The following is a 24,006-nucleotide window of genomic DNA, read 5'->3' as shown; positions in this document are numbered from 1 at the left end:
TGTCAGCCTAGGCGGTCACCGTGCTTGTACTCCGCGAGTTCGGCCTCCGGCCCGTGGCGATGGTCCCGTGCCGCCGCTGCGGCGAGATCCGCCCAACCTGCCCAGCGTCCGGCGCCGCGGATCGGTTCGCCGTATCCCTCACTCGTGCGCACGATCCGCACTCCCGGCCGTCCCAACCATCGCGTCACCAGACCGACCTCCTCCGGCGAGGCACCACGCAATGGCGGCACCGGATCCGGCAGCACGGTCTCCGATGCCGCGACGATGCGTTCGATCACCGGCATCGGCGGCACACCCCGTGCCGAGGTTCCGGCCCCCGCCAGCCGTCCATAGCGGATCACCGCGTACTCCCAACCGCCCGCACCGTCCGGATGCGCCGCGATCAGTTCGGCGATCCGCGCCACCGCGGCGAGTCGTTGGGTGCGGTGCAGTGCCCGCACCACCGCGCCGGTCCGGTCGCGCAGTCTGGCGGCCGCCTCGAAATGCTGGGCCTGCGAATGGTTTTCGATGCGGTCGAGCATGGCCCGCAGCGCCGTGTCGGAGTGGCCCGCGATCAGCGCCCGAACGGCCGCGGCGGCGGGTTCGTATTGCTCCCTATATATAGGAGTGCCATCAATGGCCGCCGGGCAGCCGCCGACCACGGCGGGCGGACAATCGTGGCGACCGTCGCGTGGCAGTCGCGTTGTGCAGGTGCGCAGGCCGCTGTGCTCCGCGATGGTCAACGCGATGTCGTTCGCGTCCATCCGAGAAGGGAAGGGTCCCAACGCATCCGCGGTCGGTGTGCGGGCGATCGCGAACCGCGGAAACGGTTCCTCGGTCAGCGTTATCCACCAACCGCGCTTCGGGAATTTCGAGCGCCGGTTATAGGGCGGAGTGTGCGCGACGATCAGTCGCAACTCGCGAACCCCGGCCTCGAGGCCGTGCGCGCACACCACATGGTCGACCCGGATGGCAAGGGAGACCATCTCCTTCATCCTGCCGCGGGTCTCGGATCCGGTGAAGTAATTGCGCACGCGGCGCCGCAGATTCACGGCCGTCCCTATATAGAGGACTTCATCGGAGGGTCCGCGGAAGAGATAGACGCCGGGACTCGACGGCAGATCATTGGCCAGCACCCGCTTGGCGCGTTGGCGCGGTGTGACATTCGGCAGATAGTCGAGTAGTTCGGTCAGGCTGTGCACGCCGAGATTGCCGACCCGTCCGATGAGGGCATGCAGCACGTCCACGGTCGCCCTGGCATCGTCGAGGGCGCGGTGGTTCGGCTGGGTGCTCGCGCCGAGCAACGGCGCGAGCACACCGAGCCGGACCGAGGGCGCTTCGTCGCGGGCGAGTACGCGCCGCGCCAGCTTCACCGTGCACACCACCGGCCCGCTCGGCCATGGCGTATCCATGCGGGCGGCGGCGGCGCGCAGGAAGGCCATATCGAAGCGGGCGTTGTGCGCGACCAGCACAGCGCCCTTGGCGAATTCGAGAAAGCCCGGCAGCACCGCCTCGATCCGGGGGGCCTCGTAGACCATCGCGGTGGTGATCCCGGTGATCTGCACGATCGCGGGCGGGATGGCCCGTCCCGGATTCACCAGGGTCGCGAACTCCCCCAGCACCTCACCGCCGCGCACCTTCACCGCACCGATCTCGGTGATCGCGTCCCCTTCGGGGCTGGTGCCTGTCGTTTCCAGGTCGACGACCACGAAAGTGGTGTCGTATAGCGGCGTCTCGAGCTCGTCGAAGGCCAACTGCAGTGCGGCGGCCTGGCGCGGCGTCGGATCGGACACGGCGTGCAGCGTAGGGCCTCGGTACGACAGGAACCGTCGGAAAAGCCACCTCGGATTTCACCAGAGAAATGTCCGAATTACACGGCGAGGATTTCGCCTTGATTCCCACGAAATGATCTAGAACACCAAAAAGTGGCGCACATCACATTATTAGCCAAATTGCATCAGTAGAGCGGACACGCCCGGCAGCCCGGCCGCGCCCCCTTCGCGCGCTGCGCGGGGCGCCAACGAGAAGACCGTTCGGTGCGAATCACCCGACTGAACATGTGCCGAGATACCTTCGCTACCTGGGAAAATTCCGAGAAACTCAGCGTCTGGGACACGCCAGCCTCGGTCGCCTGACAGCCCGGCGACAGTGCCGCCATCCTTGGGAAATCGCACGTTGTTATCGTTTCGTGATTGGTGTGACTCAAGTCGCACATATTCGGCGGCAAATTTGTTGAGCATCGCCATTTCGGATGTCTCCGACTTTACAAAACACCGTGATGTGTTCGTAACCTTTTCGAGACCTCACGGAGTTCGACGCACCACCCGACGGTGCTTCGACACGCAGTCCGCTGCACCACCGGGTGCGGCGTCGTGGGGCAGATTGGAAGGACCGCATCATGGCGACCAACACCGTCAAGCGACATGCCAAGCGTGCCGTCGCGGCCGGAGCCGTCGGAGCTGCCTCGCTCGGCGTCTTCCTTTTGCCCGCCGCGCCTGCCTCGGCCCAGCCGGTCACCATCCCCGGCGTCGGCACCTTCGACGTGCCCAACGAGATCCCGATCCCGCAGGGCATCCCGGGCATCGAGGTGCCCAACGCGCCGCTGCCGTTCATGGCGCCCAAGAAGACCCTTGGCGATATCGCACTCGATGCCGCGATGAGCAAGATCGGCGCGCCGTACGTCTACGGCGCCGCTGGCCCGAACGCGTTCGACTGCTCAGGTCTGGTCAAGTGGTCCTACCAGCAGGCCGGACTGGAGCTGCCACGCACCAGCGGTGAGCAGCTGAACGCGGGCGCCCCGGTCTCGCTCGACGACCTGCAGCCGGGCGATCTGGTGTCGTTCTACGGCGGCAGCCACTCCGGCTTGTACGCCGGTGACGGCAACGTCGTCCACGCTTCCACCTCGGGCACCCCGGTGAAGCTCGCGTCGATCTCCTCCATGCCCGTCGCCGGAGCGCGCCGCTTCTGAGCAGACCACCCCGCCCGGCCGTACGAAGCGGCCGGGCGTCGGGACGGCATGAGTGATCGTTTTGTGGCCCACTGGACACAGACCTACGCCGTTCCGTAACCTAATCGAGACCTTCCCGGGTTGCGAAGTTTCCCGCAGGGGTTCTGCAGCTTACGGAGGCGACGAGATCGCTCCACGAGAGAAACGGGGCTTGGCGCGCTGTGACAGCACATCACCGGAGACATCGCAGGAAACGTCTGGTGGGAGGGGTATTAGCGACCGCGGTCCTGGCCGCCGCACTCTCCAGTGGTAGTCCAGCCGGAGCCGATCCGGCCGCCATGCCGACCACGGCCAGCGAGGCCGTACAGCGAATGATCGATCTGTCTCGTGAATCCGAGCAGCTCAATCAACAGGCACTCGAAGCACAGGCCGACCTCGATACCAAACTCGGCGTGTTGCACGATGCCGACGCAAAACTCGCCGCGGCCACGCAGACCGCCGATGCCGCCCGCGAGGAAGTCCGCAAGTTCCAGCCGATCATCGATCGCACCGTGATCGCCGCCTATCAGGGTGCGCGCACGAGCCGCCTCTCCGCTGTGCTGCTGAGCGATTCACCGCAGCGTCTGCTGGACCAGATGTCCACTATCGACGTGATCTCGGCCAAGAACTCCGAGCAGCTCACTCTCTACAAGCAGGCCACCGCCACCGCGACCGAGACGGAAAAGGCCGCACGTGCCGCCGCCGATATCGCCCGCGCGGCCTCCGATAAGGCCGACCAGGTGCGCGCCGACCTCGAGCGCAAGCGGGCAGGTCTGTCCGGATCCATCGCGCAGGTGGTCGAGGCGTGGGGACAGTTGTCCACCAAGGACAAATCGGCATTGGCCGGATCGCCCTTCCCGCCCGGTTTCGATACCGACACCTTGCTGCGTGGGCTGGTGCCAGGCAGCGGCACCAGCGCATTGGCCGCCGGACTCACCCGCATCGGCGACCCGTATGTCTGGGGCGCGACCGGACCCCATCAGTTCGACTGCTCCGGCCTGGTGCAGTGGGCCTTCAAACAGGTCGGCAAGGATGTGCCGCGAACCAGTTCGCAGCAGGCCACCTACGGCACCCCGGTGGACAAGGCGGATCTGCAACCCGGCGACGTCGTGTTCTTCTACTCCGATATCTCCCATGTCGGCATCTATGCGGGCAATGGATTGATGCTGCACGCCTCGACATTCGGGGTTCCGGTAGCCGTTGCGCCGATGGGGTCGACGCCCTATCACTCGGCTCGGCGATACTGATCAGCTATGAGTAGCTTTCGGCGGGCTCGCACCTGGTTGTTCGTGCGGCGCCGCTTCCAGTTCGTCGCCACCGTCGCGATGGTGACCATACTGACCGGCACCTGCGGTGCACTGCTGCTGATGCCGAATTCGGTACTGCCGAAACTGCGTGCTGCCCAGCCCACTTCGATCGGCAGCCTGCGCGCCGCCGATGACGATCCGCGCCTGGCCGCGGTGCGGCGGACGCTCGAACCCTTCGGACAGCTGGTAACGGAGCAGGTACCGACCGGGAACGGCCAGGAGTCCCTGGTCGTCGGTCATCCGGGACAGCAGGCCGAAATCCATACGCTCGCAGGTGAACTCGCGGCCGCCACCACGGCCGTCACCGGAGTGTGGGGTCCCGGCTGGGCCCAGTCCGCGATGGTGGTCGTCGCATCGAATCCGTCGGAGTTCGCCGCGCTGGTGCGCTCCGGTGCGAGCATGCCCGCCGATGTCGCCGCCGCCTCGGTCGCCGACCCGTTCGTACCGGGCACACAGCCGACCGGCCAGCGCGTCGTCTTCAGCTCCGATGCCGGACGCCGCCTCGACGCCGACGGTCTGCGCGCCCTGCTGCGCCATGAACTCACCCATATCGCCACCCGAGCCCAGACCGTCGACGGCGCACCGCAGTGGATGCTCGAGGGCTTCGCCGAATTCGTGGCCCACCTCGGCACTGGGCATCATTTCGCCGATATCGCGCCGACGGTCGCCACCCGCATTCGCGCCGGAGATATCCCGCCCGATCTCCCGTCGGCCGCCGACTTCGCGGGCAGCGGTGCCGTCCTCGCCTATGAGCAAGCCTGGTCGGTCTGCGCGTTTGTCGCCGACAAGTTCGACCAGCCCCGCCTGGTGGAGCTCTACCGACGCATTGCCGCAGGCAAACAGGATCCCGCGAGCGAGGACCGCATCATGCGCAATGTCCTCGGCACCAGCCGCGACGACTTGATCGCCGATTGGCGCGCCTGGTTGTCGGCCCGCGCCACTTGAGCCCAGCATCGACGCCTCCCCGACCACGGCGGAGCAAGTCTTACGAGCGATGAGCTCACACCCCGTCTCGCATCCGAGCCGTCGAAGCACATGCGAAACGGCCCGAATCTCAACCATCCAGCCCCCGCGCACCAGGGGCCGAACACCGCCCATCACCAACCACCACGGAGCAAGTCTTACGAGCGACGGTGGCGGCCCGCCTAGCATCCGAGTCGTCGAAACCCGTGCGACACAGTCACGGAACTCGACCCATTCAGCTCGCGTGCACCAGTGCCGAACACCCGCCTCCACCGACCCCAACGGAGGGAGTCTTAGAAGCAACCATTCGCAGCCCGTCTCGAGGCGCTGCTCGAGGGCCGCAGGCTCACCAAACCGCTGATCGCGGCGGTCGAAGGCCCGGCCATCGCGGGCGGCACCGAGATTCTGCAGGGTACCGACATCCGGGTGGCCGCGGAGGCTGCGAAATTCGGTGTGTCCGAGGCGCGCTGGGGTCTGTTCCCGCTCGGCGGTTCCGCGGTACGACTGGTCCGTCAAATCCCCTACACCGTGGCCGCCGACATCCTGCTGACCGGTCGGCACATCACCGCCGCCGAAGCCAAGGAGATCGGCCTGATCGGCATCCGAGCCGTCCAAGCACATGCGCCACAGGCGCGAGACTCGACCATCCAGTACCCGCGCACCAGGTGCCGAACACCCGCCCTCACCAACCCCAACGGAGCTGTCTTACGAGCGACCGTTCGCGGCCCGTCTCGCGTCCGAGCCGTCGAAGCGCATGCGACGAAGTCGCCAGTCTCGACGGCTCGGACGCGAGACACCAGGGGGCCGCGAACACGCCGCGGCGAAGCCGCGGCAAATCCAACACAGTAGTTTGTTCGCATGGCCCGAACTCTGCTGGTTACCAATGATTTCCCGCCGCGGCCGGGCGGTATCCAGTCGTATCTGCAGGCGTTGGCCGGTGAGCTGCCGCCCGATGATCTGGTCGTTTACGCTCCGCGGTGGCGTGGCGACAGTCATCTGAAATTCGATGCGAAGCAGAAGTTTCAGGTGGTGCGCCACCCGACCACACTGATGCTGCCGACTCCGCTGGTGCTGCGGCGGGCCGCGCGCCTGTTGCGCAGCGAGAACTGCGACACGGTCTGGTTCGGTGCGGCGGCGCCGTTGGCATTGCTGTCACCGATGCTGCGCCGTGCGGGCGCCACTCGGATTCTGGCCAGTACGCACGGCCATGAGGTCGGCTGGTCCATGCTGCCGGGCGCGCGGCAGGCGTTGCGCACGATCGGCGAGCACACCGATGTCGTCACCTATGTCAGCAGATACACGCGCGGGCGGTTCGCCTCGGCGTTCGGGCCGAATGCCGGGCTCGAATATCTGCCGCCCGGCGTGGATACCGAGGTGTTCCGGCCGGATCCGGCCGCGCGCGCGGAATTGCGCGAACGCTACGGTCTCGGTGATCGCCCGACCATTCTGTGCCTGTCCCGGCTGGTTCCGCGCAAAGGACAGGACGCGTTGATCGTCGCCATGCTCGAGATCCGCGCGCGGATTCCGGGTGCGGTGCTGGTGATCGCGGGCGGCGGACCGTACGAGGACAAATTGCACGCGCTCGCGGCGGCCATCGGTGTCAGCGATGATGTGGTCTTCACCGGCCGGGTCCCGGCCAGCGAACTGGCGGCCCACCACACCCTGGCCGATGTGTTCGCCATGCCGAGCCGCACCCGTGGGGCCGGGCTCGATGTCGAAGGTCTTGGCATCGTGTACCTGGAGGCCTCGGCATCCGGAGTGCCGGTGGTCGCCGGACGTTCCGGTGGTGCGCCCGAGACGGTGTTGGAGGGCAAGACCGGCCGCGTCGTCGACGGACGCAAGACCACCGAAATCGCCGACGCCATCGTCGAGATCCTCTCCGATCGCGATTCCGCCGCCGAGATGGGCGCGGCGGGACGCGCGTGGGTCGAGGAACAGTGGCGCTGGGACAGTCTGGGCGCTCGACTGCGTCAACTGCTGCAATAAAGGCGACGGCGGCTCACAGTTCGGCGGTGTGATCTACTACGCTCGGGCTGTGAACGAGCGAACCATGTGCCAGCGCGCTCTGCGCACGGCGGAGCCGAGCGTCAGCGAGGCGCAGCCGTGACCAGCATTCAGGTCGCTGATCAGACGTTTGTCGCCGCTCCCGGTGCCGCGGTCGCGGAGATCCTGACCGGGGAGAACAATTGGCGCCGCTGGTGGCCTGATCTGACCCTCGCCGTCCGGGAAGATCGGGCAGACAAGGGTATTCGCTGGTCGGTCACCGGTGCGCTCTCCGGAACCATGGAAGTGTGGCTGGAGCCCGCGCTGGATGGGGTGATCCTGCACTACTTCCTGCACGCCGAACCGAAGGCGCCGATACGGGATCTGTCCGCAGCCAATCGGGCGCGCCGGGTGGCGGGCAAGGATATGTCGTTCGAGATCAAGTCCAGGCTGGAGGCGGGCCGCCCGGCCGGTGTCGCGCCGGCACACACCGCCCCGCCCGCCCGCTGACGCACACGAGCCCCGCTGACGCACCCGAGCACGAGCACAGCAGCTGAAAGGAATCGTTGTCCGCCATGGCCGACAGGACCCAGAGGTCGATCATCATCGATGCACCGTCGCAGCGGGTGATGTCCGTCATCGCCGATCTGGAGTCCTACCCGGAGTGGGTCTCGGCGGCCAAAACCGTTGAGGTGCTGGAGAAGAGCGCCGACGGGCGGGCCAGGACCGCGCGCTTCGTCCTGGATGCCGGAGTCGTCAAGGACACCTATGTGCTGTCCTACACTTGGCGGCCGGACGACAAATCGGTCAGCTGGACGCTGATCAGCGGTGAACTGCAGAAAGCGCAGGACGGCACCTATCAACTCGTCGATCAGCCCGACGGCACCACCGAGGTGACCTATGAGCTGACCGTCGACCTGAATATCCCGATGATCGGCATGTTCAAGCGTAAAGCCGAGAAGGTGATCACCGATACCGCGCTCAAGGAACTGAAGAAACGGGTCGAAGGCTGATCGCGCACAAGCCCGAGGCGGCCGGTACTCGGGTCGAACTATTCATCGGCAAAGGCGGGGTCGGCAAGACGACGTTGGCCTGCGCTACCGCCATGGCCTATGCCAGGGCGGGGCAGCGGGTGCTGGTGGCCTCGCTGGATCAGGCGCATTCGCTCGGCGACGCGCTCGGCTTCCGATTTCCGCACGATCCCGGCACTGTGCCCGGGGTCGCGAGCGTACTGCCCGGCCTCGATGTGATCGAGGTCGATTCCCTTGCACTGCTGGAGGATCGGTTCCGCGAGGTGGTGCGCGTGCTCGCGACCGGAACCGAGCACGATCACGGCATCGACTTGGCCGCACTGGATCCGGCGGAGCTGACCGGACTGCCCGGCGTACAGGAACTCCTGATGCTGGTGGAGATCACCCAGTTCGCCGCCGAGGACGACTGGGATGTGATCGTCGTCGACTGCCCGCCCTCGGCGGATATGTTGCGCATCATCACCGCGCCGGAAACCCTGCTCGGATATGTGGAGCGGATGTGGCCGCCGCATGCGCGGGCGATGAGTACGGTCGGCACCGATCTGCGGCGCGTTGTGCTGGCCACCACGGTCGAACGGATCGTCAAGGCTGTGACCGAGGTGCGCGATCTGCTCGCCGATCACGGCCGCACCGGTGCGCGATTGATCACCGTCGCCGAACAGGTAGCCATTGCCGAATCGGAGCGGGTGCGTTCGGCGGCAGCGCTGCTCGGACTTCGGTTGGACGCGGTGGTGGTGAACAAGGTGCTGCCCGCCGTGCCCCCGCCGACCGCACTCGAGGTGGCAGCCCATCCGGCGGTGCAGTGGTATGTGAATCGACGCGCCGAACAATTGGATGTGGTGAACCGGCTGCAACGGGGTATGAACGGGACACGGGTGCTGATCGCACAGCACACCGGCCCCGAACCGGTCGGGCTCACGTCCCTGTCCGCGCTGTCGTATGCGATGGATTCGGTTGAGCGGTTGAATGCCGACTCGAAGCTGAGCGACAATCCGGCGGAGGTTCGCACAAGTTCCGGCGAGCCGGTGGTTCGATGGGAATCGGGCACCGGTCTGCATTCGGTGTACGCGTTGCGGATGCACCTGCCCGTCGTCGATCCGGCGACGCTGCGACTGGGACGAGTGGAGGACGATTTGATCGTGGGAGCGGACGGGGTCCGACGGCGGGTGCGCCTGGCGCCGGTATTGCGACGGTGCACTGTCGATGGCGCCGAACTCGACAACGGCTATTTGATCGTGCGTTTCCACCCAGACCCGGAAGTGTGGCCGGTATGAGCGAGCGGACCATGTCACGGCGCGTATCGCGCATGCCGGGGACGAGTGCTGGCGAGGCGCGGGCATGAGCGAATCGAACGAATGGCCCGGCGCTGCCGAGCCCGGTGACAACCTCGGCGAATTCGCCGCGGAGTTGAAGCTGCTGGCCGAGGCGGTGCTCGAACGGGTCGAACCCGTACTGCGCCGCGCCGCCGATGGTCAGCCGGACTGGTCGAGTTGCAGTTGGTGCCCGGTCTGCGCGGCCGCTGCGCTGGTGCGCGGTGAGCATCACGATGTGCTCGCGGTCGTGGCCGATCACGGTACCGCGATCGTCACGGTGCTGCGCGAGGCGCTCGCCGGCGTGCCGGTCGATCCGGTTATGCCCGAAGATGGTGGGCCGCACGATCATTCTTTCACTCCCGAACACCGCGACGACGCATCTGATCCGGAATCCACACCCACCGAAGCGGATACCCCTACGCGGCAGTCGAACTCGCCCGGGCGCAAGCGATCCCGCTATGTCGGCATCCCCGTGACGATCAAGGCATGACGGCGCGAGTAGCTGATGCGCGACCGCTGACCGTCGGAATCGACGTCGGCGGCACCAATATTCGCGCATCGGTGGTCGACGGTGACGGCGAGGTGCTCGACACCGTGGTGGCCCCGACACCGCATTCGGCGCGCGCACTGGAGAACGCGCTGGAACGCGCGGTCCGCGAACTGTGCCGCAGACATCCGATCGGCGCGGTCGGCCTGGCGGTGGCCGGATTCATCAACGCCGATCGCTCGACGGTGCGCTTCGCACCGCACTTACCGTGGCAGGACACCCCGGTCGCGCAGCGGCTCACCGACCGCCTCGAACTACCGGTGATCCTCGAACACGACGCCAATGCCGCCATGTGGGCCGAGTACCGATTCGGCGCGGCGGCGGGCGGGCACAATTCGGTGCTCGTCGCGATCGGTACCGGCATCGGCGCGGCACTGCTCATCGACGGCGAACTGTATCGGGGCACGCACGGCGTCGCGCCGGAGCTGGGACATCTGCAGGTGGTACCGCAGGGCCGGTCCTGTCCGTGCGGTAAGCGCGGCTGCTGGGAAAGGTATTGCAGCGGAACGGCTCTGGTCGATACCGCTATCGAAATGCTGGCCACCGACCCGGTGCATTCGACGGTGCTGGCGCGTGAGGTGCTGCGCGATCCCGGTTCGCTGACCGGGCGCCGGGTTGCCGGGGCCGCCCAGGACGGCGATCCGTTGGCGGTGGCGGTGATGGCCGATTTCGCCCGCTGGCTCGGGCTCGGGCTGGCATTCGTCAGCGATATCTTCGATCCCGGACTGATCGTGATCGCCGGTGGCGTAAGCAGTTCGGCGCCGCAGTTCCTGGACGAGGCGCGTGAGGAGTACGCGCGGGCGATCACCGGCGCCGGGCATCGACCGCTCGCCCGGATTCGGACCACACAGCTCGGTGAGGCGGCGGGGATGATCGGCGCCGCAGAGCTCGCCAGGGCCACTCTCGCCGAGACCGGCCGAGGCCGTTCCTGGGTGGCTCGTTCCACCCACTGAGTGGTCGGTTATCAGTACTCGAGAACATGTGGTGAGATACGCCGCTCGGCTTGGATGTGATCTCTACCCAGCGGTAAAGTCGGCAACTGACGGTTGTACCCGTAAACGATCCCGGCTGCGGGGGTTAGGACGCCATGCTCTACTGGATGCTGAAGTACCTGTTCCCAGGACCGTTCATGCACCTCTACAACCGTCCGACGGTCGAAGGCGTGGAGCATATCCCCGCCGACGGACCTGCCATCCTGGCGGGAAACCACCTGTCCTTCTCGGACTGGTTGTTCGCTCCGCTGATGAGCCCGCGTCGGATCAGCTATCTCGCCAAGGCCGAGTACTTCACCGCCCCCGGCTTCAAGGGGCGGCTGCAGAAGTTCTTCTTCAGCGCCACCGGGCAGTACCCGATCGACCGCAGCGGCGCCTCCGCGGCCGAGGACGCGCTCAATGCCGCACGCAAACTGCTCGACAAGGGTCACCTCGTCGGCCTCTACCCGGAGGGCACCCGCTCCCCCGACGGTCGCCTGTACAAGGGCAAGACCGGCCTGGCCCGTCTCGCGCTGGAGACCGGCGTCCCCGTCATCCCGGTCGCCGTCATCGGCACCTTCGAGGTCTGCCCGCCGGGCCCGTTCCGCTGGCGCCGCCACAAGGTGACCGTCAAATTCGGTGCCCCCATCGACTTCTCCCGCTACGAAGGCATGGGCGGCAACCGTTTCGTCGAACGCGCCGTCACCGATGAGGTCATGTACGAACTCATGCAACTCGGCGGCCAGGAATACGTCGACGTCTACGCCGCCAGCCTGAAGAAGGGTGTCCCCAGCGGTTCGGCCCCCGAAGCCACCCGCATCCCGGAGACGGCCGCCAGCTAGCCCATCCCAACTCCACGAGCCCGGTGCCAACGCACCGGGCTCGTTCCGTTTTCGGCGGCTCACAGCCCGGTACGCATATCGTTACCTCGTGACGGTACGCGCAAAGATTTGCGGGATCAGGTCCGAAGACGATCTGCGGATCGCGCTGGCCGCCGGTGCCGACGCCATCGGATTCATCTCCGGTATCACCCATTTCAGCGAAGATGCCCTCGACGCCGAACACGCTACGGCGCTGTCGCGGCTCGCTCCGCCCTTCATCACCCGGGTCCTGGTCACCCATCTGGAGGACGCGGCCGCGATCGTGGACCTGGCCGACCGCGTCGGGGTGGACGCGATCCAGGTCCACGGGCTCGTCACCATCGACACCGTTCGTGACGTCCGCAAGACCGCAGGTGGTCGAAAGATCATCAAGGCGGTGCATGTCACCGGACCGGAGGCCATCGCTGCCGCGCGGCGGGCGGCCGCGGATTGCGATGCGGTACTGCTCGATTCGCGCACCGCGGACCGTCTCGGCGGTACCGGCCGCACCCACGACTGGTCGATCAGCGCCGTGATCGCCCATGAACTCCGAGATCTCGGTCGTCCGGTCGTTCTCGCGGGCGGCCTCGATCCGGACAACGTCGCCGCCGCCATCCACGCGGTGCGACCGTATGCGGTCGACGTCAATAGTGGAGTCGAGAACACCGTCGGCGATAAGCAACTCGACGCATGCGCCGCCTTCGTATCGGCGGCCCTACGCAGTTCCGATCAATTGGGCACCGAGTAGGACCGCGCTGTTCGATGGCGCATTTCGACCACAGTCTGAAGGGGCCGGAGACGTTCTGGGCATTGGCGATTGCCTTGCTTGCGGCTTCGGGGATCGTCTGGCCCCATCGGTGGTTGCGGCCGATGACTTCCTCGCCGCGTTGACGAAACCCCCGAGCCCTGACGAGATCTCCGTCACAGCACAGTGCCGCTCGTCAGCGCTGCCATCAGGGCATTCATCCCCTTACCCGCACTCCGGCAAATCCTCTCGCATCCACGCCGTCACGTTTGCGACCGCTCAACCGTCTTATGCGTACCGGTTTGCGATCGAGGAGGAGATGACTATGCCTGTGCTGTCCATTCGTCACGAGGTGGCACCACTCGGCTCGGACGGGATGCCGCGATGAGCTCGAAGGTGGCCCACCATGCCGACGCCGCGGACGAGCGCTACCGCGCCGCGGCATTCGTGAAACGGTCGATCAATAAGGTTTTTCCGACGCACTGGGCCTTCCTACTCGGCGAAATCGCCTTGTACAGCTTCATCATTCTGCTGATCTCGGGCATCTACCTGACGCTGTACTTCGATCCATCGATGAGCGAAGTCGTCTACGACGGCGCGTATCAACCGCTGCGCGGTGTGCATATGTCGGCGGCTTATGCCAGCTCCCTGAACATTTCGTTCGAGGTGCGCGGCGGTCTGTTCGCTCGGCAGGTACACCATTGGGCGGCACTGATGTTCCTGGCCGCGATCATCGTGCACTGCCTGCGGATCTTCTTCACCGGCGCGTTCCGCAAACCGCGGGAAGCGAATTGGGTGATCGGCTCGACCCTGTTGATTCTGGCCATGTTCGAGGGCTACTTCGGCTACAGCCTGCCCGATGACCTGTTGTCGGGCACCGGCCTGCGTTCACCGCTCGGCGGTATCACGATGAGCATCCCGATCGTCGGCACCTGGATCCACTTCGCCCTGTTCGGCGGCGAATTTCCGGGCGAAGTGCTGATTCCGCGCCTGTTCATCACCCATGTACTGCTGTTCCCCGGCATCATGCTCGCGCTGATCGCCGCACATATCGCGCTGGTCTGGTATCAGAAGCACACACAATTCCCTGGGCCGGGTCGCACCGAGCGCAATGTCATCGGTGCGCGCATCGTGCCGGTCTTCGCGGCGGACCAGGGTGCGTTCTTCATGTTCACCCTCGCCACTGTGGCGGTCATGGGCGGGGTATTCCAGATCAATCCGATCTGGGAACTCGGCCCATACAACCCCGCGCAGGTGTCGGCGGGTTCGCAGCCGGACTTCTACATGATGTGGACCGACGGCCTGGCCCGGCTCATGCCGCCGTGGGAGATATACCTCGGCAACTACACCATTCCGGCGGCGTTCTGGGTCGCTGTGGTGATGGGGCTGGTGCTCGTCATCCTGCCCGCCTATCCGTGGATAGAGAAGCGGCTCACCAAGGACTACGCGGCGCACAATCTGTTGCAGCGGCCGCGAGATGTGCCGGTGCGCAGCGGAATCGGCGCGATGGCGATCACCTTCTATCTGGTGCTGACGCTCAGCTGCGTCAATGACATCATCGCGTTGAAGTTCGACATCTCACTCAATGCCACCACCTGGATGGGCCGCATCGGTCTGTTGATCGCGCCCCCGATCGCGTATTTCATCACTTATAGGTTCTGCATCGGTCTGCAGCGCAGTGACCGGGCGGTGCTCGAGCACGGCATCGAAACCGGCATAATCAAGCGACTGCCGCACGGTGAGTATGTCGAGGTGCACCAGGCGCTCGGACCGGTCGACGAGCACGGCCACCCGATCCCACTGGCCTACCAGGGCGCGGCGATCCCGAAGAAGATGAACAAACTCGGTTCGGCGGGCAAACCGGGCACCGGCAGCTTCCTGCGGCCTGATCCCGCGGCGGAATCCGAGCGCTACTTCGAGATCGAGCACGCCGAGGAACGCAAACAGCTCGCCGTGCTGCAGAACTATCAGGACCGGATGACCGACGGCGAAAGGCACACCCCATGATGTGGCTCACGCGCTCGCACGAGGCGGCCACCGAGGACTACGGCCTGCTCGTCGCGGCCGCGACGGTGGCCACCGAAGCCACCGCCCGTACCGTCCGCGACCTGTTGCGCGATAACGGGATCCGCGCCACCATCGGCCCGGCGCACCCCGCCCGCCATCGTGTGCTCGTCTTCCCGGAAGACACCGTCCGCGCATTCGAAATCCTCTGCGACAACACCATCTGAGGCGCACCAGAAGACCCCGAACCAGTCGGGTTCGGGGCCTTCGGTCATTCGGCGTCCGACCCGAAATGATCATTGAAGTGGAATGCTGTTAGGCAGACAGTTCCGAGCGGTATGGGAGCGAATCATGAGTTTTCCGAAGATTCCAGCCGGGACCCGGGGATCTAAACCGCCCTCACCCAACCCGGTATTCCGTTTCCTCGTCCGGGCGATGGAGCGATATCACCGATTCCGCCACGACCGATTCATGGGGATGGACCTGGTGTACCTGACCACCGTCGGTGCGAAGAGCGGTCAGGAACGGCGGGTGACGGTGAGCCGGTTTCCGGCCGATGACGGCGGCTGGCTGATCGTCGCCTCCATGGGCGGCTCGATCCAGCATCCGGGCTGGTACCACAATATCGCCGCGCATCCGGATCAGGTGTGGGCCGAGGTGAACGGTACGAAGTACCACGTCACGGCCGAGCAGTTGGACGAGCAACGCCGTGAACAGGCATGGAAGCAGATCACCGCCGTGCAACCGCGCTATCTTGGCTATCAGAAGAAGACCGACCGGCTCATCCCGATCATCGAACTGCGGCCGCGCAGCTGACACCGGTCACCTGTTGGCCGAGCCGACGATGGGAGTTCATATGGTGTTGGACTCCCTGCGCCAAGGTGAGCCGATGACTGGTTCGGACTTCGGTATCTCCCGGCGCACCCTGCTGCGCACCTCCGCCGTCGGTCTCGTCGCGGTCCCGGCTCTGGCGGCCTGCTCGAACGACGGACCCGCACTGGTCCGTCCACGCCCGAATCTCACCCATGGCGTCGCGGTGGGCGACCCGCGCACCGACGGCGCACTGATCTGGGCGCGCTCCGATCAGCCCGCGAAGCTGATCGTGGAGACCGCCGCCACCGAATCGTTCACCGACGCCAAACGATTCACCGGCCCACTGCTCACCCCGGATTCCGATGGCACCGGGCGCGTGCGCGTCAATGGTCTGCCTGCGGGCCAGCAGGTGCACTACCGGGTCACCCTGGAAGGCGAGGACGGCGCGACCTCCGAACCGATCACCGGGGTCTTGCGCACCGCGCCCACCGGCGCGTCCGATATCAAACTGCAGTGGTCCGGGGATGTGGTCGGCCAGGGCTACGGCATCAACCCCGAACTCGGCGGTATGAAGATCTTCTCCGCGATGGCCGCGCGCGACCCGCACCTGTTCATCCACTCCGGTGATTCGATCTACGCCGATGTCCCGCTGCAGGAAGCGGTGACGCTGCCCGACGGCCGGATCTGGCGCAATACGGTCTCCGAGGCGAAAAGTGCTGTCGCGCAGACACTGGACCAGTTCCGCGGCAACTACGCCTACAACCTGACCGACCAGAACTACCGCCGCTTCAATACCTCGGTCGCCCAGGTGGTCCAGTGGGATGACCACGAAACCGTCAACAACTGGTACCACGGCGGACTTGTCGCCGAGACCAAGGGCTACAGCGAGCGCGGCATGGACACCCTCGCGATGCGCTCCTGGCAGGCCTTCCACGAGTGGATGCCCGTGCAGCCCGGGGAAGCCGTCGACGGCCGCCTCTACCGCAAGATCTCCTACGGTCCGCTGCTGGACATCTTCGTGCTCGATATGCGGACATATAAGGACACCAACGACATCGATAACGGACCCACCGGCCGCATCTTCGGTCCGGAACAGACGAAGTGGCTCATCGGGGGGCTGCGCGATTCCACGGCCACCTGGAAAATCGTCGCCAACGACCTACCGCTCGGCCTTGTCGTCAAAGACGGTGAACAAAAAGTGACGGCCTACGAGGGCCCCGCCAATGCCGATAGCGGCGCCCCGTCCGGCCGGGAAACCGAAATCGCCCAAGTACTCTCGGCGATCAAGGCGAACAAGGTCGGCGGCGTGGTCTGGCTGACCGCGGACGTGCACTACACCGCTGCTCACCACTACTCGCCCGAGCGCGCCGCCTTCACCGACTTCGACGAGTTCTGGGAGTTCGTATCCGGACCGCTGAATGCCGGTGCGTTCGGCCCGAATCCGCTCGACGGCACCTTCGGCCCGAAGGCGGTATTCGTGCACGCGCCCACCGTTCAGAACGCCTCACCGCTCGAGGGGTTCCAACATTTCGGCGAGGTGCTCATCGATGGCAAGTCAAGGGAACTGACGGTCAACCTGTGCGATTCCGCCGGATTCGTCCTGTTCAGCCAGCGGCTCGCGCCGCCGGTCCGGTAACCGACGGGATCGAACGAGCATCGGAGGCCGCGCTGTGGTTAGCTTTCGGTCCATGAGCACGCCGCACACTGTCGCCGCCGAAGAATATCTACCTCGTGACACCGCGGATGTCGTTCGTACGGTGCGGAATTCACGCGGTCGCGTGGAAAACCTCACGGTGCGTGGCGGCGAACCGATCGACGATGGTCTGTCGTTACCCGATCCGCGCGCGGTGCTTTCGCTGCGCAAGATGAATGCGGTGCTCGATATCAACCTCGGCAGGCGCACCGTGCGCGTGCAGGCTGGCGCCAAACTCTCCGATATCGATCGCCGCCTCGGCGCGCACGGACTCGGTCTGCCGATCGTCGGCGACCACCGCGATATCACCGCGGGTGGTTTCGCATCGGTCGGCGGTGTCAGCACGGCATCGCACAAGTACGGCATGTTCATCGATCAGATCGTGGACCTCGAGTACGTCGATCCGGACGGACGCATCGGCACCTGCGGACGCAACCACCACACCGAGCGCTTCCACCGGATCCTCGGCGCGGGTGGGCGCGCGGGCATCATCACCGCGCTCACCCTCGATGCGGTCGATATCGACAAGGACCACACCTGGCTCACCACCGACGCCGACCGCTTCCTGGACTTCGACTCCTTCGTCGAAAACGCCTACGCCGAAATCGCCCGGCCGGGCAATGTCGCACTGCAGGTCGGTCGTTGGGTCGATACCGCGCCGCTGAAGGTGTCGCGTCCGGTAGGCACCGGACATGTGCAGTTGGGCACGGTGCGGTTCGGTCAGTGGTCGAGCTTCTACCCCACCACACCGACCCGCTCGCTGCGTGCGCGCCGTGAGGTCGGCACCAAGACCAGGAAGTCGTTGGGTGCCATCGCCTCTGCCGCGGGCGGGCGCGCGGGTGCACCGGTGCGCAATGCCGCGGCGGGCGCACTCATGTTCGCCCCAAAGGTGCTGACGCTGCGCGATGCTGAGTATCTGGCCGATACGGTCATCAGTTCCTCCGAACGCGGACCCGCCTACCGGGTCGCGATTTTCGCGCCGCTGTCGACCTACACCTCGGTTTTCTACAGACTGCACGATTTGTTTGCTGGACACCGGGAGCGGACCGGATGCTTCACCGTCATCTCCGCGATGACCTACGGCGTCCGCTCGAAGTACCTGCGTGCGGAGGCGCAAGCGCACGGACTCACGGTCGAGGACCACGGACTGATCACCTTCACCTGCCGTTTGCGGCCCTCGGCGCTGCTCTCAGAACTGTTGCGCGACATCGTCACCGGAATAGATGAGATCTGCACGTCCGAACACGCCCTGCGGTACGACTCCACGGATTAGACTGTGTCGCGCCGCATATAGTCGCCAGCAAATAGCCTGACCGCCATCCGACGGTTCGGCTATCGGTTGTCGACCGCGGTCGACTTCGGCACTGTCGGCGGGGTGTCGATGCGTTGGTTCAGCCCATCTAGGTGAAGGTTGCTCTGATGCTCGAATTCCGACCTGCCCCAACCCGTTTGCCGGACCGTAAGCGTCAGCGGCCCGAATCCGTCGAGGGGCTACGAGTTCTCGTGACGGATGCATGTTCGGAGATCGGTCGCGCGACCGCCACGTTGCTTGCCGAACAGGGCGCACAAGTGCTGCTGGTCGCCCGGCGCGGGGATCAGCTCGTCGCCACCTGCAATCAGATCGTCGATGCGGGGGGCGCGGCGAATTGGTTCCGCTGCGATATCTCGGCACTAGGTGATGTCGATCAGCTGGTCGAGTGGGTGCTCAGCGATTTCGGCCGGGTCGATGTGCTGATCAATAATGCGGGCCGCCCGCTGCGCCGACCGGTTTCGCAATCCCTGGACCGCTTCCGCGACTACCAGCGCATGATGGCGACCAACTACTTCGGTCCGCTGCGCCTGACGCTCGGTCTGCTGCCCGCCATGCTGGAATCCGGCTCCGGCCATGTGATCAATGTCGGCCCGTGGAGCCTGAAGACCGGCGCCACCCCGAATTTCGCTTCCTATGCCAGCTCCCAGGCCGCCTGGACAACCTTCGGTCAATGCGTGGACGCCGAACTCTCACCGCGCGGCATCCAGGTGACGGCCGTCCAATATCCGGCCGTCCAACCGGACACCGGCACCATCGCGCACTACGTCACCGAACCCGCGCTGGAACCAACCGACGCCGCCCGCCTGATCGAGACAGCCATCCGCACCCGCCCGGCACATCTCGAACCCCGCTTCGCGCGCACCCTGCGCGGACTTGCCGGTGTCGCCCCTCGCTGCACCAACCGCATCCTGTCCCGCCTCGCCTCCCTCTAGCCCGCGCGACAGCAGCGCCGACCGTAGTCGAATGGTGGCTCCGAGGCCCCTTGGGTTCAAGGGATCGATGCAACAACCATTCGACTACCGTCGGCGACATCTCGGCCCAGCAACGACGAAGCGCTCCACCGGATTCCGGTGGAGCGCTTCGGAAAGAGCTCTAGCTCAGTGCTTTTCGGGGCCGAGATAGTACTCGAAGACCAGACCGGCGGCCGCACCGAGGATGCAGACCACACCGATGCCGATCAGCCAGAACTGGAAGAACGCCAGGCCGAGGGCGGTGATGGAGCCCGCACCGGCCAGGGTGATGGGCCAGAAGCTACCGGGCGAGAAGAAGCCCAGATCGCCCGCGCCGTCTACGATCTCGGCGTCCTCGTAATCTTCCGGACGCAGGTCGAGACGACGTGCGACGAAACGGAAGTACGTGCCGATGATCAGCGACAGACCGGCGGTCAACACCGTCGCGGTGGTGCCCGCCCACTCGACACCGGTCCGCGACTGGCCGGTGAAGTAGCCGTATACGACCGCCACGATGATGAAGAACACCGTGAGCAGTTCGAAAATCCGCGCTTCGATCTTCATTTCAGATCAGTCCTCACTTGCTCTCTACCGCGGACGCGCTCTTGGTGTCGCGCTTGGTGTTGAACGGCTGGGTGGAGGTCGCGACCGGGGATTCACCGATGGACTCGAGCGCCTCGGCGTTGGTCTTACCGGCCTTGCGCGCGTCGATGTACTTGGTGAACTTCTCCGGCGATACCGCGCGTACCTCGAAGTTCATCATCGAGTGGAAGGTGCCGCACATCTCGGCGCAGCGGCCGACGAAGGCACCTTCCTTCTCGATCTTGGTGATCTGGAAGACGTTATCCGAGTGGTTTTCCTTCGGATTGGGCATCACGTCGCGCTTGAACAGGAACTCCGGCACCCAGAAGGCGTGCACCACATCGGCGGCGGCCAGCTGGAATTCGATGTTCTTGCCGGTCGGCAGCACCAGCACCGGGATCTCGCTGCTGGAGCCGACGGTCTCGACCTTGTCGTAGTGCAGGTAGGACAGGATGTCGTTCTCCGGCTTGCCGTGCACCGGGCCCGGCTGCGGGTGACCGTCCTTGGTCCGCTCCTTGTACTCCTCGAGCTGCTCCTGGTTGGCGTCCTCGCGAGCCTTATCGATGCCGTCGAAGCGGTAGCCGTCCTTGAAGTCGACATTGCGGTAGCCGAACTTCCAGTTCCACTGGAAGGCGGTCACGTCCACGGTCACGTCCGGATTGGCGACCTTCTCGTGCACATAGTTCTGCACGACCACGGTGAAGTAGAACAGCACCGCGATGATGACGAAAGGCACTGCCGTGTAGGTCAGCTCCAGCGGCACGTTGTAACCGGTCTGGCGCGGGAACTCCGGGGAGTCCTTCTTCTTGCGGTGGAAGGTGACGGTCCAGAAGGTGAGACCCCACACCAGCACGCCCATCGCCAATGCCGCGATGACCGACCAGGTCCACAGTTCCCGCATTCGGGTGGCCTGCGGCGTGACACCCGAGGGCCAGCCGAATCGCAGCCAAACATTGTCGATCGAGCAGCCCGAGACGAGCATCGCGGTGATCCCCAAGGACACCGCCAAGCCGACCCGCCGAAGAAGACGGCCCTGCCGACCCTTCACGGGTCGTGCCCCGATCTCTTCGCTCGCCTTGTGCGCCACGCTCACGCCTTCCTGGTCGCCACACATTCCGACAGTGCACCGCTCGGGTTGCGATCGCCCGGCGGTGCGTCCTAAGCACGTTTCAGGGCATTCCGGCCTGCGCACGCGCCACCTAAGAATGTCCTGAGTACTACGCAGCGTAGACCAAACCGGCGCCCCGTTTGACGTCGGGTCGCATTCGACACTCCGCCGCCTCCGGGGGTGGGTTCGGTCACCCGGACATCGTCCCAGGACAGGGCGCGCGCCGCGACCGGATCCGAGCCACTCGATGCGCGCGGACACAACATTTCGGAGGCCAGACGAGCTGCGGATTCCTGCGGTCGACGCCACATCGTCCACGCCGGCGGCGCCAAGCTGATCCGGTGAGGTGCGACGCACCCGAACACGAGTTTTCGTCGCGGTGTCAGACGCTGACCGGGCATTTGCGGATGGCGGCACTCACCGGGCCCGGCCTTCCTGGAACACGGTGGGCGCGACACACGAATCCGCTCGGTGCGGCATACTCGGACACGAGATTTCGTCCTGTGCGCCCCATCTATCGGGCGCAGCCACCCAATGAATCGGGCAAGCGCCCGTACCAAGTAGGAAACGAGGTTGCCGACGCCGTGTGTGGACTGCTCGGATTTCTGACATCTGATGCGGCAACCGACGACAGTCGGGGACGGCAGCCAGCGCAGCTGGCGGGGTGGGTAGACACCGTAGAGCGGGTGTACGACGCCCTGCACTGCGCGCGCCATCGCGGCCCGGACGAGCGCGGGACCTGGCACGACGATCATGTGATCTACGGCTTCAACCGACTGTCGATCATCGATATCGAGCATTCGCACCAGCCGCTGCGTTGGGGACCGGCCGAGAACCGGGAGCGCTACGCGCTGACCTTCAACGGTGAGATCTACAACTACATCGAGATCCGCGAGGAACTCGCGAAGGCGCACGCCGAGCAGTACCCGGACGGCAGGATCTTCGAGACCGAGGGCGATAGCGAGGCGATCGTCGCCGCCTTCCACTACTGGGGTCCGGAGGCGGTGCGCAAGCTGCGCGGCATGTTCGCGTTCGCGATCTGGGATACCGAAACCAAGGAGCTGTTCCTGGCGCGCGACCCGTTCGGGATCAAGCCACTATTCCTGGCCACCGGACCGGGTGGGACCGCGTTCGGCAGTGAGAAGAAGAGTCTGCTGGAGCTGCTGCCCGCGCTCGGACTGTCCGATGCGCTGGACCCGCGGGCATTGGAGCACTACACGGTGCTGCAGTACGTGCCGGAGCCGGAGACGCTGCACAAGGACATCCGTCGCCTCGAATCCGGGCACTACGCGACCGTGCGGGCGAGCGAAGCGCCGCAGATCACTCGCTACTTCAACCCACAATTCAAGGTGCGGCCGTTTGCCCCCGGATCGGCGGCCGCACGCTATCGCGATATCGCCGAGGCCCTCGAAGACTCGGTCGCCAAACATATGCGTGCGGATGTGACGGTCGGGTCGTTCCTGTCCGGCGGCATCGACTCCACCGCGGTCGCGGCGCTGGCCATGCGGCACAACCCGAAGCTGATCACCTTCACCACCGGCTTCGAGCGCGAGGGCTACTCCGAGGTCGATGTGGCCGCCGAGAGCGCGGAGGCGATCGGCGCGCGGCACATCGTCAAGGTGGTCTCCCCCGCCGAATTCGCGGCCGCGATTCCCGAAATCGTCTGGTACCTCGACGATCCCGTGGCCGATCCAGCGCTGGTTCCGCTGTACTTCGTGGCGAAGGAGGCGCGCAAGCACGTCAAGGTGGTGCTTTCCGGTGAGGGCGCGGACGAGCTGTTCGGCGGATATACGATCTACCGGGAACCGTTGTCGCTCCAGCCATTCGAATACTTGCCGCGCGGGGTGCGCAAGCTGGCGGGCAAGCTCTCGGAGCGGATTCCGGACGGTACCCGGGGCAAGAGCCTGCTGCACCGTGGTTCGCTGCCGCTGGAGCAGCGCTACTACGGTAATGCGCGCAGCTTCAGCGATGCGCAGCTGCGCGCGGTGCTGCGCGAATTCCGACCTGAATGGACCCACCAGGACGTCACCGCGCCGATCTACGCGCAGTCGCGGGGCTGGGACCCGGTGGCGCGCATGCAGCATCTGGATCTCTACACCTGGTTGCGCGGCGACATCCTGGTCAAGGCCGACAAGATGACGATGGCGAATTCGCTCGAGCTGCGCGTGCCGTTCCTGGACTCCGAGGTGCTGAAGGTCGCCGAGCAACTGCCCTACGAGCAGAAGATCACCAAGGAAACCACGAAATACGCACTGCGCCAGGCACTCGAGGGCATCGTCCCGCCGCATGTGCTGCACCGCGCGAAGCTGGGTTTCCCGGTCCCGCTGCGGCATTGGTTGCGCGGCACCGAACTGTACGACTGGGCGCACCTGCAGATCGCCGAATCGCAGACCGATCACCTGCTGGACAAGGGCGCCATCAAGAGCATGCTGGAAGACCACCGCGCGGGCCGCGGCGACCACAGCCGCCGCCTGTGGACACTGCTGGTCTTCATGGTCTGGCACGGCATCTTCGTCGAAAAGCGCATCACCCCAGCCATCCAGGAGCCGGCCTACCCCGTCACGCTGTAATCGCTGGTGCCGCGCACGTTACGCCCGCAACACAACGCGCGCGGCACCGTTGATGCAATGCGACTGTGCCGCGCATCTTTTCGCCCGCCGCGCATGGATTGGCCCGGTGAATTCGTACGTGTCGCGCGAAAACGTGCGCGGCAGCGGAGTCCGAATGCGAACGGCCACACCGGGGACGGTGCGGCCGCGGGGGTCGTCGTCGCTCAGAGCAGGGTTGCCGTCGGCGGCGGTGTAACACAACGCGCACAGCGCCCGGGTGAGGACGTGCCGTCACCTCGTGCGATGCGCA

21 protein-coding genes and 1 pseudogene are annotated in these 24,006 nt (G+C 65.7%); 19 read left to right on the top strand and 3 right to left on the bottom strand.

The features are described 5' to 3' along the window. Positions 1-2 precede the first annotated feature (2 nt). The gene (locus ACQP2U_RS11840) at positions 3-1,772 is read right to left on the bottom strand and encodes a DEDD exonuclease domain-containing protein (protein WP_433714708.1); all 1,770 of its coding nucleotides are present in this window, start codon (positions 1,770-1,772) and stop codon (positions 3-5) included. Between the two features lie 605 nt (positions 1,773-2,377). On the opposite strand from ACQP2U_RS11840, the gene ACQP2U_RS11835 reads away from it, so the two are divergent. From ACQP2U_RS11835 to ACQP2U_RS11750, 18 genes and pseudogenes are all read left to right on the top strand, one after another. Continuing rightward, entirely contained in the window at positions 2,378-2,947 is a 570-nt protein-coding gene (locus ACQP2U_RS11835; protein WP_433714707.1) for a C40 family peptidase, read from the top strand. Positions 2,948-3,186: 239 nt separating this feature from the next. Then, positions 3,187-4,212, top strand: coding sequence for an NlpC/P60 family protein (locus tag ACQP2U_RS11830; protein WP_433714706.1), 1,026 nt, complete (start codon positions 3,187-3,189; stop codon positions 4,210-4,212). Positions 4,213-4,218: 6 nt separating this feature from the next. Next, complete coding sequence (locus ACQP2U_RS11825; RefSeq protein WP_433714705.1) at positions 4,219-5,217, top strand: hypothetical protein; 999 nt, start codon at positions 4,219-4,221, stop codon at positions 5,215-5,217. A 330-nt stretch (positions 5,218-5,547) separates the two neighbouring features. After that, positions 5,548-5,835: pseudogene (locus ACQP2U_RS11820) on the top strand (enoyl-CoA hydratase-related protein); the annotation flags it as partial. Positions 5,836-6,093: 258 nt separating this feature from the next. After that, positions 6,094-7,221 carry a glycosyltransferase family 4 protein gene (locus ACQP2U_RS11815; RefSeq protein ID WP_433714704.1) on the top strand — a complete coding sequence of 376 codons (1,128 nt, stop codon included), beginning with the start codon at positions 6,094-6,096 and terminating at the stop codon, positions 7,219-7,221. Positions 7,222-7,338: 117 nt separating this feature from the next. Next, a complete protein-coding gene (locus ACQP2U_RS11810) occupies positions 7,339-7,728 on the top strand; it encodes a polyketide cyclase / dehydrase and lipid transport (protein ID WP_433714703.1) in 390 nt (129 codons plus the stop codon). A 65-nt stretch (positions 7,729-7,793) separates the two neighbouring features. Then, the gene (locus ACQP2U_RS11805) at positions 7,794-8,231 is read left to right on the top strand and encodes an SRPBCC family protein (protein WP_397037800.1); all 438 of its coding nucleotides are present in this window, start codon (positions 7,794-7,796) and stop codon (positions 8,229-8,231) included. Further along, on the top strand, positions 8,228-9,523 hold the full coding sequence (locus tag ACQP2U_RS11800) for an ArsA family ATPase (RefSeq protein ID WP_433716431.1): 1,296 nt from the start codon (positions 8,228-8,230) through the stop codon (positions 9,521-9,523). Before ACQP2U_RS11805 ends, ACQP2U_RS11800 begins: the two co-directional genes overlap by 4 nt. Positions 9,524-9,587: 64 nt before the next feature. Beyond that, entirely contained in the window at positions 9,588-10,052 is a 465-nt protein-coding gene (locus ACQP2U_RS11795) for a hypothetical protein (RefSeq protein ID WP_433714702.1), read from the top strand. Further along, positions 10,049-11,062, top strand: coding sequence for an ROK family protein (locus tag ACQP2U_RS11790; RefSeq protein ID WP_433714701.1), 1,014 nt, complete (start codon positions 10,049-10,051; stop codon positions 11,060-11,062). The genes ACQP2U_RS11795 and ACQP2U_RS11790 overlap by 4 nt, the downstream gene beginning before the upstream one ends. A gap of 134 nt (positions 11,063-11,196) precedes the next feature. After that, the gene (locus ACQP2U_RS11785; RefSeq protein WP_397037806.1) at positions 11,197-11,922 is read left to right on the top strand and encodes a lysophospholipid acyltransferase family protein; all 726 of its coding nucleotides are present in this window, start codon (positions 11,197-11,199) and stop codon (positions 11,920-11,922) included. Between the two features lie 88 nt (positions 11,923-12,010). Then, a complete protein-coding gene (locus ACQP2U_RS11780; RefSeq protein WP_433714700.1) occupies positions 12,011-12,688 on the top strand; it encodes a phosphoribosylanthranilate isomerase in 678 nt (225 codons plus the stop codon). A gap of 381 nt (positions 12,689-13,069) precedes the next feature. Further along, positions 13,070-14,692, top strand: coding sequence for a cytochrome bc1 complex cytochrome b subunit (qcrB, locus tag ACQP2U_RS11775; RefSeq protein ID WP_433714699.1), 1,623 nt, complete (start codon positions 13,070-13,072; stop codon positions 14,690-14,692). Beyond that, the gene (locus ACQP2U_RS11770) at positions 14,689-14,916 is read left to right on the top strand and encodes a hypothetical protein (protein ID WP_433714698.1); all 228 of its coding nucleotides are present in this window, start codon (positions 14,689-14,691) and stop codon (positions 14,914-14,916) included. Before qcrB ends, ACQP2U_RS11770 begins: the two co-directional genes overlap by 4 nt. Before the next feature lie 124 nt (positions 14,917-15,040). Next, a complete protein-coding gene (locus ACQP2U_RS11765) occupies positions 15,041-15,505 on the top strand; it encodes a nitroreductase/quinone reductase family protein (RefSeq protein WP_433714697.1) in 465 nt (154 codons plus the stop codon). Positions 15,506-15,578: 73 nt separating this feature from the next. After that, positions 15,579-17,138: an alkaline phosphatase D family protein gene (locus ACQP2U_RS11760; RefSeq protein ID WP_433714696.1), complete on the top strand. Its 1,560-nt coding sequence runs from the start codon at positions 15,579-15,581 to the stop codon at positions 17,136-17,138. A gap of 52 nt (positions 17,139-17,190) precedes the next feature. Beyond that, positions 17,191-18,468 (top strand): FAD-binding oxidoreductase, encoded by a 1,278-nt coding sequence (locus ACQP2U_RS11755; RefSeq protein WP_433714695.1) that lies wholly within the window; start codon positions 17,191-17,193, stop codon positions 18,466-18,468. 146 nt (positions 18,469-18,614) lie between these two features. Beyond that, complete coding sequence (locus ACQP2U_RS11750) at positions 18,615-19,439, top strand: SDR family NAD(P)-dependent oxidoreductase (protein WP_433714694.1); 825 nt, start codon at positions 18,615-18,617, stop codon at positions 19,437-19,439. A gap of 165 nt (positions 19,440-19,604) precedes the next feature. Here the strand turns inward: ACQP2U_RS11750 and ACQP2U_RS11745 are convergent, their stop codons facing one another. Together ACQP2U_RS11745 and ctaC are read right to left on the bottom strand one after the other, a co-directional pair. Then, on the bottom strand, positions 19,605-20,021 hold the full coding sequence (locus tag ACQP2U_RS11745) for a cytochrome c oxidase subunit 4 (RefSeq protein WP_040688533.1): 417 nt from the start codon (positions 20,019-20,021) through the stop codon (positions 19,605-19,607). 13 nt (positions 20,022-20,034) lie between these two features. Continuing rightward, positions 20,035-21,087, bottom strand: coding sequence for an aa3-type cytochrome oxidase subunit II (ctaC, locus tag ACQP2U_RS11740; RefSeq protein ID WP_397038030.1), 1,053 nt, complete (start codon positions 21,085-21,087; stop codon positions 20,035-20,037). A 644-nt stretch (positions 21,088-21,731) separates the two neighbouring features. Between ctaC and asnB the strand changes: the two genes are divergently transcribed. Further along, complete coding sequence (gene asnB, locus ACQP2U_RS11735; protein ID WP_433716430.1) at positions 21,732-23,717, top strand: asparagine synthase (glutamine-hydrolyzing); 1,986 nt, start codon at positions 21,732-21,734, stop codon at positions 23,715-23,717. Positions 23,718-24,006: the final 289 nt, after the last annotated feature.

It is taken from the genome of Nocardia sp. CA-084685, assembly GCF_050955785.1.
Lineage (GTDB): Bacteria > Actinomycetota > Actinomycetes > Mycobacteriales > Mycobacteriaceae > Nocardia.
Note: the sequence above shows the minus strand (reverse complement) of the source record. Positions and strands in the feature narration are given on the sequence as shown.

Excerpts from the sequence above, each read along its gene's own strand:
- ACQP2U_RS11835 (WP_433714707.1), top strand. The coding sequence starts at position 2,378 with ATGGCGACCAACACCGTCAAGCGACATGCCAAGCGTGCCGTCGCGGCC.
- ACQP2U_RS11825 (WP_433714705.1), top strand. The coding sequence starts at position 4,219 with ATGAGTAGCTTTCGGCGGGCTCGCACCTGGTTGTTCGTGCGGCGCCGC.
- ACQP2U_RS11815 (WP_433714704.1), top strand. The coding sequence starts at position 6,094 with ATGGCCCGAACTCTGCTGGTTACCAATGATTTCCCGCCGCGGCCGGGC.
- ACQP2U_RS11805 (WP_397037800.1), top strand. The coding sequence starts at position 7,794 with ATGGCCGACAGGACCCAGAGGTCGATCATCATCGATGCACCGTCGCAG.
- ACQP2U_RS11795 (WP_433714702.1), top strand. The coding sequence starts at position 9,588 with ATGAGCGAATCGAACGAATGGCCCGGCGCTGCCGAGCCCGGTGACAAC.
- ACQP2U_RS11790 (WP_433714701.1), top strand. The coding sequence starts at position 10,049 with ATGACGGCGCGAGTAGCTGATGCGCGACCGCTGACCGTCGGAATCGAC.
- ACQP2U_RS11785 (WP_397037806.1), top strand. The coding sequence starts at position 11,197 with ATGCTCTACTGGATGCTGAAGTACCTGTTCCCAGGACCGTTCATGCAC.
- qcrB (WP_433714699.1), top strand. The coding sequence starts at position 13,070 with ATGAGCTCGAAGGTGGCCCACCATGCCGACGCCGCGGACGAGCGCTAC.
- ACQP2U_RS11770 (WP_433714698.1), top strand. The coding sequence starts at position 14,689 with ATGATGTGGCTCACGCGCTCGCACGAGGCGGCCACCGAGGACTACGGC.
- ACQP2U_RS11765 (WP_433714697.1), top strand. The coding sequence starts at position 15,041 with ATGAGTTTTCCGAAGATTCCAGCCGGGACCCGGGGATCTAAACCGCCC.
- ACQP2U_RS11760 (WP_433714696.1), top strand. The coding sequence starts at position 15,579 with ATGACTGGTTCGGACTTCGGTATCTCCCGGCGCACCCTGCTGCGCACC.
- ACQP2U_RS11755 (WP_433714695.1), top strand. The coding sequence starts at position 17,191 with ATGAGCACGCCGCACACTGTCGCCGCCGAAGAATATCTACCTCGTGAC.
- ACQP2U_RS11750 (WP_433714694.1), top strand. The coding sequence starts at position 18,615 with ATGCTCGAATTCCGACCTGCCCCAACCCGTTTGCCGGACCGTAAGCGT.
- ACQP2U_RS11745 (WP_040688533.1), bottom strand. The coding sequence starts at position 20,021 with ATGAAGATCGAAGCGCGGATTTTCGAACTGCTCACGGTGTTCTTCATC.